The organism is Streptomyces sp. NPDC050619 (assembly GCF_040654815.1).
In the GTDB taxonomy this organism is placed as follows: domain Bacteria; phylum Actinomycetota; class Actinomycetes; order Streptomycetales; family Streptomycetaceae; genus Streptomyces.
Map to the genome: position 1 here is coordinate 51640 of NZ_JBFAIR010000046.1, position 15756 is coordinate 67395.

General features: G+C 70.3%; 13 protein-coding genes. 9 read left to right on the forward strand and 4 right to left on the reverse strand.

Going from position 1 to position 15756, the window contains the following annotated elements:
- Nucleotides 1–314 precede the first annotated feature (314 nt).
- Nucleotides 315–530, forward strand: a complete 216-nt coding sequence (locus AB0I77_RS46110) for an I78 family peptidase inhibitor (protein WP_363288908.1) — start codon at nucleotides 315–317, stop codon at nucleotides 528–530.
- A 90-nt stretch (nucleotides 531–620) separates the two neighbouring features.
- Here AB0I77_RS46110 and AB0I77_RS46115 read toward each other — a convergent pair whose 3' ends face one another.
- Both AB0I77_RS46115 and AB0I77_RS46120 read right to left on the reverse strand, forming a co-directional pair.
- A complete protein-coding gene (locus tag AB0I77_RS46115) occupies nucleotides 621–1613 on the reverse strand; it encodes a phosphatase PAP2 family protein (protein WP_363288909.1) in 993 nt (330 codons plus the stop codon).
- 238 nt (nucleotides 1614–1851) lie between these two features.
- On the reverse strand, nucleotides 1852–3042 hold the full coding sequence (locus AB0I77_RS46120) for a mannosyltransferase family protein (protein WP_363288910.1): 1191 nt from the start codon (nucleotides 3040–3042) through the stop codon (nucleotides 1852–1854).
- Between the two features lie 259 nt (nucleotides 3043–3301).
- Between AB0I77_RS46120 and AB0I77_RS46125 the strand changes: the two genes are divergently transcribed.
- Together AB0I77_RS46125 and AB0I77_RS46130 are read left to right on the forward strand one after the other, a co-directional pair.
- On the forward strand, nucleotides 3302–4900 hold the full coding sequence (locus tag AB0I77_RS46125; RefSeq protein ID WP_363288912.1) for an MFS transporter: 1599 nt from the start codon (nucleotides 3302–3304) through the stop codon (nucleotides 4898–4900).
- A gap of 182 nt (nucleotides 4901–5082) precedes the next feature.
- Nucleotides 5083–6255 carry an acyl-CoA dehydrogenase family protein gene (locus AB0I77_RS46130; protein WP_363288913.1) on the forward strand — a complete coding sequence of 391 codons (1173 nt, stop codon included), beginning with the start codon at nucleotides 5083–5085 and terminating at the stop codon, nucleotides 6253–6255.
- 38 nt (nucleotides 6256–6293) lie between these two features.
- On the opposite strand, the gene AB0I77_RS46135 is transcribed toward AB0I77_RS46130, so the two are convergent.
- Nucleotides 6294–6731, reverse strand: coding sequence for a cell division protein SepF (locus AB0I77_RS46135; protein ID WP_363288914.1), 438 nt, complete (start codon nucleotides 6729–6731; stop codon nucleotides 6294–6296).
- A 298-nt stretch (nucleotides 6732–7029) separates the two neighbouring features.
- Here AB0I77_RS46135 and AB0I77_RS46140 point away from each other — a divergent pair, with 298 nt between their 5' ends.
- Nucleotides 7030–8205 carry a DUF5685 family protein gene (locus AB0I77_RS46140; RefSeq protein ID WP_363288915.1) on the forward strand — a complete coding sequence of 392 codons (1176 nt, stop codon included), beginning with the start codon at nucleotides 7030–7032 and terminating at the stop codon, nucleotides 8203–8205.
- Nucleotides 8206–8237: 32 nt separating this feature from the next.
- Here AB0I77_RS46140 and AB0I77_RS46145 read toward each other — a convergent pair whose 3' ends face one another.
- On the reverse strand, nucleotides 8238–9179 hold the full coding sequence (locus AB0I77_RS46145; RefSeq protein ID WP_363288916.1) for an ABC transporter substrate-binding protein: 942 nt from the start codon (nucleotides 9177–9179) through the stop codon (nucleotides 8238–8240).
- Between the two features lie 433 nt (nucleotides 9180–9612).
- On the opposite strand from AB0I77_RS46145, the gene AB0I77_RS46150 reads away from it, so the two are divergent.
- The 5 genes from AB0I77_RS46150 (at nucleotide 9613) to AB0I77_RS46170 (ending at nucleotide 15583) form a co-directional block, all read left to right on the forward strand.
- Nucleotides 9613–10473, forward strand: a complete 861-nt coding sequence (locus AB0I77_RS46150; protein ID WP_363288918.1) for an amino acid ABC transporter permease — start codon at nucleotides 9613–9615, stop codon at nucleotides 10471–10473.
- Entirely contained in the window at nucleotides 10470–12227 is a 1758-nt protein-coding gene (locus AB0I77_RS46155; RefSeq protein ID WP_363288919.1) for an FAD/NAD(P)-binding protein, read from the forward strand. The genes AB0I77_RS46150 and AB0I77_RS46155 overlap by 4 nt, the downstream gene beginning before the upstream one ends.
- A 61-nt stretch (nucleotides 12228–12288) precedes the next feature.
- On the forward strand, nucleotides 12289–13050 hold the full coding sequence (locus AB0I77_RS46160; RefSeq protein WP_363288920.1) for an amino acid ABC transporter ATP-binding protein: 762 nt from the start codon (nucleotides 12289–12291) through the stop codon (nucleotides 13048–13050).
- 86 nt (nucleotides 13051–13136) lie between these two features.
- Nucleotides 13137–14273, forward strand: a complete 1137-nt coding sequence (locus tag AB0I77_RS46165) for an LLM class flavin-dependent oxidoreductase (RefSeq protein WP_363288921.1) — start codon at nucleotides 13137–13139, stop codon at nucleotides 14271–14273.
- Nucleotides 14270–15583 (forward strand): NtaA/DmoA family FMN-dependent monooxygenase, encoded by a 1314-nt coding sequence (locus AB0I77_RS46170; protein WP_363288922.1) that lies wholly within the window; start codon nucleotides 14270–14272, stop codon nucleotides 15581–15583. The genes AB0I77_RS46165 and AB0I77_RS46170 overlap by 4 nt, the downstream gene beginning before the upstream one ends.
- The last annotated feature ends 173 nt before the right edge of the window (nucleotides 15584–15756 follow it).

Consider the following 15756-nt stretch of genomic DNA (forward strand, 5'->3'; position numbering starts at 1 on the left):
GGGCGTTCTGTGCCGCAGCCGTGTATTTCCTATGCGACGTCAGGTCCCGGGAACCGTGTGGAATCGGCGGGGAAAAGAGTCGGGTGCGGGTTCTCCCGGAACTCTCCGACGGTGCTTTTCCAGGGGCTGGTGCGACACGCGGGAATTGAGTTCGATTCCCTGCGGAAGGGCTATGGAACCGCCCATACGTGTGAGCAAGTTAGGCCGAAACGACTGTCGTGATTCTGTGACAGAAGTGTGACCGGAGAGGGACGCGTGACCCTGGGTGAGGGTCCGCACTTCCCCGGTCGCCGAACAGGGCCTAGCGTGGCCGTATGGCACCGATTCCGACTCCTCCCGCCGAACCGGACGACAGTCCGGACACCTATGTCGGCCAGGACGCCGACCGGGCCGAACGGCTCGCGCGCGAACGGGGGTGGTCGACGGTGCGGTCACTGCCGCCGGGGGCGATCATCACCATGGAGTACCGCGTGGGCCGGCTGAACTTCGAGGTGAAGGACGGCCGCGTGGCCCGGGCCTGGAAGGGCTGAACGCCCAGCAGCACGGCGACGGCCCCGGCTCCTCGAAAGGAGCCGGGGCCGTCGCCGTGCGGGGGTGGGCTGTGCGTACCGACCCCGCTGTCAGGGGCGGGCCGCCGAGGTCGTACCGCGCCCGACGCGGTCCGACTGAGGCGGGCGGCGGCTGCCGACGGGAGTGACCGGCGTGCGCTCGGAGCGGGCCGTGTGCGGGCCCGGGGCCAGATAGGCGGGCGCCCGGGGTGGGCGGCCCGCAGTCTCGTTCTGGGCGGCGGTGCCGAGCGGCTTGAGCAGCACCGGAGCCTCGACGGGCGAGACCGGCACCGATGCCGGAACGTCGCGGCGGGCGCGCCAGCGGTCGCGCAGGTCGAAGATCCCGGCCTCGGCACGGGCCATCAGCGGCTCGCACCACGGCAGGGCCAGCAGCACCAGCAGACCCGCGGCCCAGCCGAGGAGTACGTCGCTCAACCAGTGCGTACCGAGGTAGACGGTGGCCATCCCGACGCCGAGCGAGACCACCGCCGAAAGGGCGGACAGCCAGCGGCGCGCTCGCGGGGTGGAGGCCAGATACGCCAGGATTCCCCAGGTCACCACGGCATTGGCGGTGTGGCCGCTGGGAAATATATCGCCGCCCAGGCCCATCTCGTTCGAGCCGATGGCGGTCGCGTAGTGCGGGCCGAGTCTGCCCATGCCGATCTTGGCGGCGCCGACCGTGATGTTCAGCAGCAGCAGCGACGCGCCCAGGGTGAGCAGCGGACGCAGCGTGTGCTGCCGCCAGGAGCGCCAGCCCAGCCAGGCCGCGACCATCACCGCGGTAGGGCCGCGCTGGCCGAGCACCACGTAGTAGTCGACGAACCAGTGGATCTCCGCCCACTGCTGGTACGGGCGGAAGAACATGACTTGCCAGTCGAGGCGAACCAGCCAGGAGGTGGTCACCACGAGCCACACGATCGCCAGATAGAAGGCCAGGGTCCCGGCAAGCAACGCGACCCTGTGCCTACTCATCTTCGGCACATCGATGTGGGCCGGTCGTTCCGGCTCACGATCCAGCCTGGCGAACACCCGGTCCAGACGGGTGAGGTTTCGTTCGGTACGCACGCAATCGACGTTACAGCGAGTGAGCTCAGTTCCCCGTCGAATCCACGGCTTTGTGATGACCATGTGATGTGGGATTCCTCTCAGTGAGAGGTTTAATTCCAGGGATTCCGCAATCCTGGACGACTCCGTCCTTCAATTCCTTTGATCGTTCCGGGTTCCGGTTTATCGGCGCTTATGAATTCGTTCACCGAATCATGGGGTGGATTTCTCCCGGCGCTCATGGACTCTCCGGAGTCGATCATGGCGGACCGGAGCCGTTCAGCCAGAACGCCCCGTACAGCGCGGAGGCCACCGCGACGGGACCGATGACCAGTGCTGACCTGTGCGTAGGCACGCGGGCCAGGGCCAGGGCGAGGGGCAGCAGCAGGGGGAAGGCGGGCAGCAGGAGGCGCGGTTTCGAGCCGAAATAACTTGACGCGCACAGGGCCATCGCGGTGACGGCACCCGCGTACACCAGGAGGGGCAGCGGCTGGCGCTGTCGTACGCAGACGACGTACAGCCAGACGATCAGGCCGACCCCGACGATCAGCCCGGCGCCCGCGAGTGCCGACGGGAACGACGTGAACTTGTCGGCGACGAAGCGGGCGAAGGCGTAGCCGCCGTCGAAGCCGTTGCGCCAGCCGGCCTGGACGTCGAGATAGCCGAGCGGACCCTTGCCGGTGCGGTGGCCGACCCACAGGACGTACGCGGCGGCACCGAGGGGGGAGAGCGCCATGCCGAGGACGCGGCGCGCGCCGAGGTCGGGGGCGCGGGGCGTGTCGTGTGCGCCGCTTGCCTGGGCCTCGCTTCGGTCTCGCACGAACGAGGCGATCGCCGTCGCCCACACCGCCGCGACCACGGCGAGCCCCACCGGCCGGGTCAGGCCCGCCAGTGACGCCAGGGCGCCCGCCGCCACCCAGCGGCCGGTCAGGATCGCGTACAGCGACCAGGCGGCCAGCGCCGTGAACAGCGACTCGCTGTACGCCATCGACTGCACGATCCCCACGGGGAGCACGGCCCACAGCAGCACTGTGCACAAGCCCGCCCGGGGACCGTAGAGATGATCGGCCACCGCGAAGATCCCCCAGGCCGCGGCGAGCGAGGCGAGGAGTGCGACGGCGAAACCGGCGCCGGCGTACGACAGCGGGGTCAGCGCGGCCAGCAGTCGCTCCAGCCAGGGCAGCAGCGGGAAGAAGGCGAGGTTGGAGTGCACATCGCCGTTCGGCAGGCGCACTTCGTAGCCGTAACCCAGCTCGGCGACCCTCGTGTACCAGAGGGAGTCCCAGCGACCGGTCAGCAAGGTGTACGCGCTCTTGTCGCGCGCCGCGCTCCACAGGGTCAGCGCGAGCAGGCCCAGAGCGCGTACGGCCGCGTACCCGAGGAGAGCCGGGGCCACTCGGCGCAGGCTCGGGGCACCGGGCGGGGCCGCGCGCGTTCCAAGATCGGTCACGGGCTCGATTATCGACGGTGTACGCAACCGGGTGGCCGGCCGGGGCATGGTCGCGCGGGAGGAGAGTGGCGTATGCCACACGCGTTCCGTACAACCTCTGAGAGGTCCGCCACTAGGCACCGCGATGAACTCGCGTACGCTGACGTGTCACTCGCCATCGTTGCGCGGGCCGGAGACCACCGCTCCTCTCCGGCCGAGTCACGGGGAGTCCCCACCCCGTGAGCCCGCCGAACGCGAGGGAACACTGGGAGGTACGTAGATGTCCGGGACGACCACGGCCGCCGCTGGGCTGCGCCGTCGGGCGGCCGGGGCCGGTGCCAACCGCTGGGTCGTCCTCGTCGTCCTGTGTGCCAGCCTGCTGCTCGTCGCGCTCGACGCGACCGTGCTGCACGTGGCTGTGCCCGCTGTCACCGAGGACCTCAAGCCCGGCGGGATAGAGCTGCTCTGGATCGTCGACATCTATCCGCTCGTCTGCGCTTCGCTGCTGATCCTCTTCGGCACGCTCGGCGACCGCGTCGGCCGCAGACGGATCCTGCTCCTCGGCTACGGCCTGTTCGGCGTCGCGTCCGCCCTCGCCGCGCTCGCCGACACCGCCCAGGTACTGATCATGGCGCGGGCGCTGCTCGGCGTCGGCGGCGCGATGATCATGCCTGCCACGCTGTCGATCCTCCGCCAGGTCTTCCCCGACCGGCGTGAGCGCGCCCTCGCGATCGGCATCTGGAGCGCGGTGGCCGCGGTGGGCGCGGCGGTCGGACCACTGCTCGGCGGTTTCCTGCTCGAGCACTTCTGGTGGGGCTCGGTGTTCCTCGTCAACATACCGTTGATGCTGGTCAGCCTGCCGATCGGACGACTGCTGCTGCCCGAGTCGAAGGGGGCCGGCGACGGCCCCTGGGACGTGGTCGGCGCGCTCACGGCGGCGGCCGGGCTGTTCGCGATGGTCCTGGGCGTGAAGCGGCTCGGGGGCGGCGAACTGGGCCCGTTCACCCTGGTGCCGCTCGCGGTCGGCGCGGTGTTGCTGGTTCTTTTCGTACGACGGCAGAGGCGGCGTACGCATCCCCTGGTGGATCTGCGGATGTTCGCGCGGCCGGCGTTCAGCACGGCGGTGGGCTGCATCGTGCTGGCGATGCTCGCGCTGGTGGGCCTCGAGCTGATCGCGGCGCAGTATCTGCAACTGGTCCTGGGACTGTCGCCGCTGGAGACGGGGCTGCGGCTGCTGCCGCTGACCATCGCGGCGATGGCGGCGGGGCTGGCCGGCGCGCGGATGCTGCGGCGGTTCGGGCCGCGGCGGATGGTGAGCGTCGGGTTCTGTCTCACGGCCGGCGCCGTGGTGCTGCTGACGGCGATGGGCCAGGAGGACAACACCGGGCTGCTGCTGTTCGGGTTCGTGGTGCTGGGCTTCGGTCTGGAGACCACGCTCTTCGGGGCGTACGAGTCGATGCTGAGCGAGGCTCCGCCGGAGCAGGCGGGCGGGGCCGCGGCGATCGGGGAGACGTCGTACCAGCTGGGGGCGGGGATCGGTATCGCGCTCCTGGGCAGCGTGATGAACGCGGCGTACGCGCCCGGGCTGTCGTCCGTGCCGGGGGTACCGGCGGCGGCCTCGAAGGCGGCGGGGCATTCGCTGGGGGAGGCGTACGAGGTGGCCGGGCGGCTCGGGGGGCCGGCGGGGGTTGCCCTGCGGCGGACGGCACAGGACAGCTTCGTGCACGGGCTGCATGTGACGTTGCTGGTGAGTGCGGGGTTGTTGTTGCTGGGGGCGGTGATGGCGTTGCGGTTGCCGCGGAGTATGCAGTGCGAGGATGTTGGTGCGGTGGAGGTGCCTGCGCCTCGGGAAGTTGCCGAGTCCCGTGTCTCCGCTTGACGCAGGGCGTCTCCCACCCGCGCACCGCCCGTGGCGGTCGGTTGAGAAGTGGACGTTTCCCGTGGGGGTGCATCGCCGTCGGCGGCTCCCGGTCTCGTGTGGCCTCGACGTGCGGGAAACCGCGTCGTAACGTCAGCCTCGGAAATGGTGACTAGCGGTGCTAGTTTTGAGAGGACGTGATCATGGTCCCGTTCGACCCCGCAGACCCCCTCGGCATCGACGACCTGCTCGATCCGGAGGACCTGGCCATCCGGGAGACCATGCGGGCCTGGGCCGCCGACCGTGTGCTGCCGTATGTCGCCGAGTGGTACGAGAACGGGGAACTGCCCGGCATCCGGGACCTCGCGCGCGAGCTCGGCGGGATCGGTGCCCTCGGGATGTCGCTCAGCGGGTACGGATGCGCCGGCGCCACCGCCGTGCAGTACGGGCTGGCCTGTCTGGAGCTCGAAGCCGCGGACTCCGGTATCCGCTCCCTTGTCTCCGTGCAGGGGTCCCTCGCGATGTACGCCGTCCACCGGTTCGGCAGTGAAGACCAGAAGCAGGCCTGGCTGCCCCGCATGGCCGCCGGCGAGGTCATCGGGTGCTTCGGGCTGACCGAGCCCGACCACGGCTCCGACCCCGCCGCCATGCGGACGTACGCCAAGCGCGAGGGCGGCGACTGGGTTCTCAACGGGCGGAAGATGTGGATCACCAACGGGTCCGTCGCCGGGGTGGCCGTGGTGTGGGCGCAGAGCGACGAGGGGATCCGCGGGTTCGTCGTGCCGACGGACAGTCCCGGGTTCTCGGCACCGGAGATCAAGCACAAGTGGTCGCTGCGCGCGTCCGTCACCAGCGAGCTCGTGCTCGACGACGTACGGCTGCCGGCCGATGCCGTACTCCCGGAGGTCGTCGGGCTCAAGGGCCCGCTCAGCTGTCTGTCGCATGCCCGCTACGGCATCGTCTGGGGAGCCATGGGCGCGGCGCGGACCTGTTTCGAGACCGCCGTGGAGTACGCGAAGACCCGCGAGCAGTTCGGGCGGCCCATCGGCGGGTTCCAGCTGACGCAGGCCAAGCTCGCCGACATGGCGGTCGAACTGCACAAGGGGATTCTGCTCGCCCATCATCTGGGGCGGCGCATGGACGCCGGCCGCCTGCGTCCCGAGCAGGTCAGCTTCGGCAAGCTCAACAACGTCCGCGAGGCCATCGACATCTGCCGTACGGCCCGGACGATTCTCGGTGCCAACGGGATCTCGCTCGAATACCCCGTGATGCGGCACGCGACCAACCTTGAATCGGTGCTCACTTACGAGGGCACCGTCGAAATGCACCAGCTCGTGCTGGGCAAGGCGCTCACCGGACTCGACGCCTTCCGCTGATTCCCCCACAGCGGGCAGGGCCGGTGAGCGGCCCTGCCTCAGCTCTGGTTGAAGAAGCCGTCCGTCCGGTGCGGGGCCGGATCGCCGTTCACGATTTCCGTGTCGGCTGGGGTGAGCAGGAACACACGGTTGGACACGCGGTCGATCGAACCGCGCAGGCCGAAGATCAGCCCGGCCGCGAAGTCGACGACGCGCTTGGCGTCGGCGGCATCCATGGCCGTGAGGTTCACGATGACGGGTACGCCCTCGCGGAAAAGCTCGCCGATGGCACGGGCGTCCCGGAAACTGTCCGGGGTGACCGTGCCGATCCGGCGGCCCTTCTCCTCGGCGACGTCGGACGCCACCTTGACTCGCGGGTCCGTGACCCAGGCTTCCCCGGGCTCGGTCCCTTCGGAGTAGTCATCGTCGTAGTAACGCTCGTCTTCGTTGTCGTCGACGAGGCCAAGCCAGGCACTTGCCTTGCGTACCGATCCCATGGACGCCTCCTCTCACAGCGGTCTTTCGTGCTTCCGCATCCCTATGGTCATCCATGATGCGGACGGTGCGCCAAGTGGATAGACGCCGCGCGGGGGGTTTGTGACGGTACTGGTGCAGAGCGAATACGTCGAGAGTCCAAGTGTCCCAAGGGTCGTTCTGCAAACGGCTGCTGACTGTGAGTGAAATATGATTCTTCACGGCGTATGGGTGAGTGGCGGTGCGTACGGGTGAACGAGCGGTCGATACGATGCGGCAGCTCGCCGCAGTTCAACGCCGTACGCACCACGGGGGATCGTCGTGTTCGGAATCGTCAGGCCGTGCCGTCACCGGCTCGGTGAGAGCCTCACCACCCAGTGGATGGCGCATTTGTGCGGGCTGTGTCTCGCGCTGCGCAAGGACCACGGGCAGTTTTCGCGCATCGTCACGAACTACGACGGTTTGCTGATATCCGTTTTGACGGATGCTCAGACCGATCGCGACGGCGCCGGCCGGCGTACGGCGGGACCGTGTCCCTTGCGCGGAATGCGCACCGCGTCCGTCGCGCATGGCGAGGGGGCGCGGCTGGCGGCCGCCGTCTCGCTGGTGCTCGCCTCGGCCAAGGTGCGCGACCATGTCGCCGACGGGGACGGGCTGCTGGGCCGCAGGCCGGTGGCGCTCGCCGCACGCCGGGTCGCCACGAGCTGGGGGCGGGCGGGGGCACGGACCGGCTCCGACGTCGGCTTCGACACCGCCGTACTCGTCGACGCGGTGGACCGGCAGCTCGGCATCGAGACGCTGGCGGGGCCCGGAACGTCCCTCCTGACGGTCACCGAACCCACCGAGACCGCGACCGCGGCGGCCTTCGCGCACACCGCGGTACTGGCCGGGCGGCCGGGCAACGCCGAGCCCCTCGCCGAGACCGGACGCCTCTTCGGACGCCTCGCGCATCTCCTGGACGCCGTCGAGGACAGGGAGGCTGACGCCGCGTCGGGTGCCTGGAACCCGCTCACCGCGACCGGCACGCCCCTGGCGGAGGCCCGGCGGCTCGCGGACGACGCCCTGCACGGGATACGGCTCGCGCTGCGGGAGGCGGAGTTCACGGACAGTCGGCTGGCGCACCGGCTGCTCGTGCACGAGCTTCGCACCTCCGTCGACCGGGCCTTCGGCACGGCCTCCTGCGCGCACCGGCCCGCACTGTCCGGGCCGTACGGGCCGTACGCGCCGCCCGGCGGACCGGGCGCCCCGCTGCCCCCGGAGCCGCCGCGACGCGACCGGCGCGGGCTGGTGGCGGGGTGCGCGGTGTGGCTGGGGCTGGCCTGCACGTGCCAGATGTGCTGCGGCGAGTTCGACGATCCGTGGAGCCGGGAGCGCCGGGGAGGACTGTGTTCCAACGCCGACTGCTCCGGCTGCGGGGACTGCTGTAGTTGCTGTGAGTGCTGCGGTGACGGGTGCGACTGCGGGTGCGACGGATGTGACTGCGGCTGTAACTGTTAGTCCTTGGCTGTTGGTCTGTTGGTCCTTGGCCGTCAGTCCTTCAACTCCGGCGGTGAGATCTGCGACTTGGTGATCGCGGAAGCCGTCGTACCCCACTTCTTCAGGATCTTGGCGTATGTCCCGTCGGCGATGAGCCTGTTCACCGCGGCCTGGAAGGCGGGCGCCAGCTTCGTGCCCTTCTTGAAGGCGAAGCCGACGTCCAGACGGTGGAACTCGTTGAGGAACTTCACGCCCTCCTGGTGGGCGACCGCGTACCGCAGGCCGTTGATCGTGGACATCACGACGTCGCTGCGGCCCTGCTGGAGCGAGGACCAGATGGCGCCCTGCTCGTTGTAGGTCCGCACCTCGTACGCCTTCTTCCCGGCATCCGTGCAGAGGTGCTTGTTCTCCTCCAGCGTGGCTTCGAAGGTGGTGCCCGCGCCGGTCGCGATGTTCAGGCCGCACAGTTGCCTCAGGTCGGTGACCTTGGACAGCTCGCTGTCCTCGCGGGTGGCGAAGCCCTGGCCGTCGTTGATGTAGGTGACGAAGTCGATGGCCCCGCGCCGCTCGTCGGTCACGCCGAAGTTGCTGGCGCCGAAGTCGTACTTGCCGCTGTCGAGGGCCGGCAGGATCGCCTCGAAGGACGCCTGCTCGGTCTTCAGCCGGATGCCGAGCACCTTGGCGACCGCGTGCGCGAAGTCGACGTCCTGGCCGGTCAGTGTCTTGCCGTCGTCCAGGTAGGTCGTGCCGGGCGGCGTGCCGCCGACGCTGACGGCGACGGTGAGGCTCGTGACGCCGGACGGCAGCAACTCGGCCGCCGCCGGGTCCCTGCCGATGCCGGAGACGACGTCCGTGGTGGGGATCTTGTCCGCCTGGGCGGCGGTGCTGACGGCGTCGTCCGCGCCGGAGCCGCACGCGGTGAGGAACAGGGTCGCCGCGGTGATCAGAGCGAAGGGGGCGATGAGCGCATTTCGGGCACGCGTGGGCGTACGCATGGTGTGGCGGTCTCCTGAGAGCGAGAAGCGCTGGGTGAGGGGAGGGCGCGCGTGTGAAGGCGAAAGGGGGAACGCGAAGGCGAAAGGCCGGACGCGAAGGGGAGAACGCGAAAGGGGAGAACGTGAAAGCGCCCCGCCGGATCAGCGGATCAGGGCGCGCAGTGGGTCAGCTCAACAGGAGGAGGACCACACTCGACCGAGGTCGATGTGGGAGCGCTTGACCAGCCACTGCTGTGGATGCATGGGCCAAGTGGAACAGGCATCCGGTTTTGCGTCAACCGACTTGAGACGTACGGCTCACAGTCTGGACAGCCTTGACAGTGAGGGGAAACGCACCCGTAGTCTCAAGAGGCGGCCCTGCTGAGGGGCTCGGCCGCACCTGTGTGAAGGCACCCGCCCGAGTTCGACCGACTCGATGCCACGGAGCCTTCGCATGTCCTCCGACACCCTCGCCCAGACCGCCGCCGCGCCGGACAGCCCGGAGCACGCGGACGACTCCCTGCGGATCGTCCCGCGGCGCCGTCTCGGTCAGTGGACGGCCGCCGTCCTCGTCCTGGCGCTGCTCGCCCTCGCCGTCAACTCCGTAGTGCGCAATGAGGCGTTCCAGTGGGACGTCGTCGCCGACTACTTCACCTCGGACGCCGTACTGCGCGGCCTGTGGCTCACCCTGTGGCTGACCGCGGTCGTGATGGCGCTCGGCTTCGCGCTCGGCACCCTGCTCGCCGCGTTCCGGCTGTCCGCCAACCCCGTTCTCCGAAGCGTGAGTTGGGGGTACGTCTGGTTGTTCCGCTCGATCCCGATCCTGGTGCAGCTGCTGCTGTGGTTCAACATCGGGGCGCTGTACCCGCGGATCCTCGGGGTGAAGACGGTCGACCTGTTCGGCCCGGTCACCGTCGCGATCATCGGGCTCACCCTGCACGAGGCCGCGTACGCCGCCGAGGTCGTGCGCGGCGGCATCCTCTCCGTCGACCGGGGGCAGATCGAGGCCGCGCAGGCGCTCGGGCTGAGCCGATGGCGGCGCTGGTGGCGGATCGTGCTGCCGCAGGCGATGCGCTCCATCGTGCCGCCGGCCGGGAACATGCTGATCGGCACCCTCAAGGGCACCTCCATCGTCAGCGTCATCGCCGTCCAGGACCTGCTCTACTCGGCGCAGCTCGTCTACCACCGCACCTACCAGGTCATCCCGCTGCTGATGGTGGCCACCGTCTGGTACACGATCGTCACCTCGGTGCTCAGCCTCGGCCAGCACTACGTGGAGAAGCACTACGCGCGGGGCTCGGAGCGCACCCGATGAGGCCGTCTCTCGTGATCGTCGGGGCCGGGCCGCGGGGGACCGGTCTGATCGAGCGGATCGCCGCCAACGCGCCCGAGCTGTATGCCGGTTCGGGTCTCGACATCCATCTCGTCGACCCGTATCCGCCGGGCGCCGGACGTATCTGGCGCGAGGCGCAGTCGCCGCTGCTGTGGATGAACTCGCACGCCGAGGACGTCACCATGTTCACCGACGAGACGGTCGACATGGCCGGGCCCGTCCGGGAGGGCCCCACGCTGCACGAGTGGGCCGGCATCCAGGGCCGTACCTTCGCGGACCGGCAGCTCCAGGGCGGATACCTGCGCTGGGTGCACGAGCGGGCGGTCGCCGCTCTGCCGCCGGGTGTCACGGTCCACCACCATCCGTGGCGTGCCCTGCGCGTCGACGGACCGCGCGAGGGCCGCCAGCGGGTCTGGCTGGAGGGCCGCCCGCGCCCGCTCATCGCCGACCTCGTCGTGCTCGCCCTCGGCCACCTGGACGCCGAACTCGACGAGGAGCAGCGGGCGTTGGCCGCCTACGCCGACGAACACGACCTCGTCCACCTCCCGCCGGACTTCACCGCCGACAGCGACCTGTCCCCGCTCGCGCCCGGCGAACCCGTCCTCGTCCGCGGCTTCGGGCTCGCCTTCGTCGACCTGATGGTGCTGCTCACCGAGGGCCGGGGCGGGCGGTACGTGGGGGAGACGTACGTGCCTTCGGGACAGGAGCCGATCCTGTACGTCGGCTCGCGGCGCGGAGTGCCGTACCACGCGAAGATCGGTTACGACTGGAGCGGTGAACGGCCGCCGCTGCCGAGGTTCTTCGGGCCCGCCGAGGTCGAAGGACTGCTTGCCCGGCCGGAGGGCTTCGATTTCCGGCGGGACGTGTGGCCGCTGGTGGAGAAGGAGTTGGGCTTCGCCCACTACCACCGGCTGTTCACGGCTCATCCCGAGCGGACGGCCGTCGCCTGGAGCGACTTCGAGGGGAAGTACGCGGCCGTCGACGACCCGGCCGAGCGTGCCGCCCTCGTCGCGTCCGCCGTGCCCGATCCCGCGGACCGGCTCGACCTCGCCGCGCTGGACCGTCCGCTGGAGGGGGTGCGGTACGGCTCCTTCGCGGAGTTCCAGGAGGGGTTGCGCGGTTATGTCGAGGGGGACCTGAGCCGCCGTCACGACTCGGCGCACAGCCCCGACCTGGCGGTCTTCCTCGGCCTGCTCTCCGTGTACGGGCAGCTGGTCCGGCTCGGTGATGTCGGCCCCTGGTGGCACGGATTCTTCAGCTATCTGGCCTCGGGGCCGCCCGGCCCCCGGCTGCGGCAGATGCTCGCGCTCTCGCGCGCGGGCGTCCTGAAGTTCCTGGGCGCCGACATGACCCTCGCCGCCGAGGACGGGGTGTTCCGGGCGTCGAGCGCCACCGTTCCCGGGGCCGTCGTCGAGGCCCGGGCGCTCGTCGAGGCACGGCTGCCGCAGCCCACCGTCGAACGGGCCCGGGATCCGCTGCTGCCGGAGCTGTACGCCGACGGCGCCGCCGCGACCCCCGACGGGCTGCTGTCCGTCGACCCCGCCGACGGACGCGTCCTGGACCGGGCCGGACGGCCGCACCCGCGGCGGTTCGCGCTCGGTCCGCACACCGACGCGCGCGGCTCCGGCGCGTTCACTCGGCCGCGCACCGGAGGGCCGGCGTTCCGGCAGAACGACGCGACGGCACGAGCCGCGCTGGCGTTCCTGGGCACGCTCGCCCGTCGCGCGGCCGCCTGAGACGTCCAATTCCCCCTTCTGTCTATATGCCCTATCTGTCTTACGTGAAGGACTCCCCGCGATGAGCGTCATGGTCGACATCAGGTCCGTCCACAAGAACTTCGGCTCGCTGGAGGTGCTCAAGGGCATCGACCTCGCCGTGCGCGCCGGGGAGGTCACCGTGATCCTCGGCCCGTCCGGCTCCGGCAAGTCGACGCTGCTGCGCACCATCAACCACCTGGAGAAGGTGGACCGGGGCTCGATCAGCGTGGACGGGGCGCTGGTCGGCTACCGGCGCTTGGGCGACAAGTTGTACGAACTGCCCGAGCGCGAGGTGCTGAGACAGCGCACGCGGATCGGCTTCGTCTTCCAGAACTTCAACCTCTTCCCGCATCTCACCGTGCTGGACAACATCGTCGAGGCACCGGTGTCCGCGCTGAAACGGCCGCGCAAGGACGCCGTCGGGGCCGCGCGCCGCCTGCTCGACCGGGTCGGGCTCGCCGACAAGGCCGACGCCTATCCGAAGCACCTGTCCGGAGGACAGCAGCAGCGGGTGGCGATCGCCCGGGCGCTCGCGCTGGAGCCCAGTCTGCTGCTCTTCGACGAACCGACCTCCGCGCTCGACCCCGAACTCGTCGGTGAAGTCCTCGACGTCATCAAGGACTTGGCGCATCGGGGAAGCACGATGATCGTCGTCACACACGAGATCGGGTTCGCCCGCGAGGTCGCCGACACGGTGGTGTTCATGGACGACGGGCGGATCGTCGAGCAGGGCCCGCCCGGTGACGTACTCGACGCGCCGCGGCACGAGCGGACGCGCGCGTTTCTCTCCAAGGTGCTGTGACCCACGGCTGTGACCCACGGCTGTGTCCCATGGCTGTGGTCCACGGCTGTGGCCCCAGATGTGGCTACCGAAAGGGCTTCTTCCCCATGACCTCATCGCACGGCCGGGGCCCGTTGCACCTGGCCGCCGCCGTCGATCAGCGGGCGGTGTACGACGCCGGCTCCTACACCGAGTCGGTACGGCTCGCCGAGCGCGGCGGGCTCGACTTCGTGACCCTGGACGACGGCTTCGCCCGCCCCGGCCCCGACGCGCTCGCCGTGCTGTCCCGGGTGGCGCCCGCCACGCGGCGCATCGGACTCGTCCCCACCGTCACCACCACGCACACGGAGCCCTTCCACGTCCAGGCCGCCGTCGCGACCCTCGACTGGGTCAGTCGTGGCCGGGCCGGCTGGCGGATCGACGTGTCGGCCGGCGAGGGCGAGGCCCGCCTCTTCGGACGCCGGCACGCCGCGCCCGTCGCCGCGCTGTGGCAGGAGGCCGGTGAAGTCGCCGACGTGGCGGCCAAGTTGTGGGACAGCCGGGAGGACGACGCCGGGGTACGGGACGTGGCGACCGGTCGCTTTGTCGACCGGGACAAGCTGCACCAGGTCGACTTCCACGGCTCCACCTTCTCGGTCAGGGGCCCCTCGATCGTGCCGCGGCCCCCGCAGGGCCACCCCGTGCGCGTGGTCGACGCCACCGACGGGCAGGCCCGGCGGACCGCGGCCCGGTACGCCGACGTGGTGTTCGTGCGGGCGGTGAGCCACGCCCAACTCGCCGCCGTACGGGCCGAACTCCGGGACAGTGCGTCGGCGTTCGGCCGGGATCCCGACCACCTGCGGGTCCTCGCGAGCCTCGTCGTCGATCTCGGCGACGGGGAGCACGCGGCCGAGCCCGGCCACGGCGGGGGCGGCCCCCGGCAGACCGCGCGGGGCCCGCTGTACCGGGGCGGCCCCGTCGACCTCGCGGAGCTGATCACCTCCTGGTACACCGACGGCACCGTCGACGGCTTCCACCTCAGGCCCGCCGAGCCCCGCCGTGACCTGGAGCGGCTCGTCAACGGCACGGTGGCGCTGCTGCAACACCGGGGACTGTTCCGCACCTTCTATCCGGGCAGCACGCTCCGGGAGCATCTGGGACTCGCCCGGCCCGCCAACCAGTACGCCGTGACCCCCGTGACGGGGGCTGTGACAGGGGCTGTGACAGGGTCCGTGACAGGGGCTGTGACAGGGGGAGCGTCATGACCGTACGAAAACGCATGCATCTCGCCGCCATCCCCCACTCCCGGATCGAGTTCTCCTCCTTCGAGCAGCTGGCCCGCACCGCCGAACGCGGTCTGTTCGACTTCTTCCTCCTCACGGGGCGCGCCGAGGGGCTGTGGCCGCTCGAAAACAAGGGCCGTATCGACGACGTGGACGTGGCGGGGCGGCCCGAGCCGATCACCGTGCTCAACGCGCTCGCCGCCGTGACCGAGCGTCTCGGCCTTGCCGCCACCGTCGACGCGACCTTCAACGAGCCGTACGAACTCGCCCGCAGGCTGGCCACCTTGGACCACCTCAGCGGTGGCCGGGCCGCCTGGAACGTGGTGACCTCCTCGGACGCCTCCATCGGGGAGAACTTCCGGCGGGGCGGATACCTGGACGGGACCGAGCGGTACCCACGTGCCGCCGAATTCGTCGCCACCGTACGGGAGTTGTGGGACTCCTGGACACCGGAGGGGGTGTCCCGGCCGTTCGCGCACCGGGGCCGGCACTTCGACATCGCGGGCGAGTTCGGCGTGCCGCGCTCCCCGCAAGGCCACCCGGTGGTCATCCAGGCGGGGGACTCCGAGGCGGGGCGGGAGTTCGCCGCGTCCACGGCCGACGTCGTCCTCACCCGGCAGAAAAGGCTGGAGGCGGGCCGTGCCTGCTACGCCGACGTCAAGCGACGTCTGAGGAAGTACGGCCGTAGCCCCGACGACCTGAAGATCATGCCCGGTGTCACCGTCGTCCTCGGCGACACCGCCGCCGAGGCGCGGGAGCGGGCGGCCGAGATCCGGCGGCAGCAGGTCTCCCCGCAGAACGCGCTCCTCATGCTGGGGCGGATCTGGGGCGTCGACCTGTCCTCGTACGACCCGGACGGGCCCCTGCCCGAGATCGACCCGGTGCCGGATTCGTCGATCACACAGGGGCGGACCCGGCGCGGCGACACCGTGGCGATCGCCGAGAAGTGGCGGGCGCTGTCGAAGGAGAAGGGGCTGTCCATCCGGCAGACCGTGATCGAGGCGAGCGGCCGGCAGTCCTTCATCGGCACCCCGGAGGCGGTCGCCGCCGAGATCGACGACTTCGTGCAGCGCGACGCCGCCGACGGCTTCGTCCTCGTCCCGCACCTCACCCCGGGCGGGCTCGACGAGTTCGTGGACCGGGTGGTGCCGCTGCTCCAGGAGCGCGGCGCGTTCCGCACGGAATACCGGGGCGCGACCCTGCGCTCACACCTCGGGCTCTCCGGCCCGCCGGGAAGGGATGAGGACATGACCGCGGACGCGTCCGACGCGCGGGAGCAGTATCAGCAGTAGCACGAGCATCGTGTGGAGAGGGTGTCGGCGCTCTGTGAAGCGGCTTGAGCTGCGAGTTTTACAGTCCGGACGGCATTGACAGCGACGGGAATTGGACAAGTAATCTTGAAGAGCGGCCTTGCTGAGGGCTCGGCAGCGTGGCGCCGCGTTCCGCGGCGCGTCCGTGTGAAGGC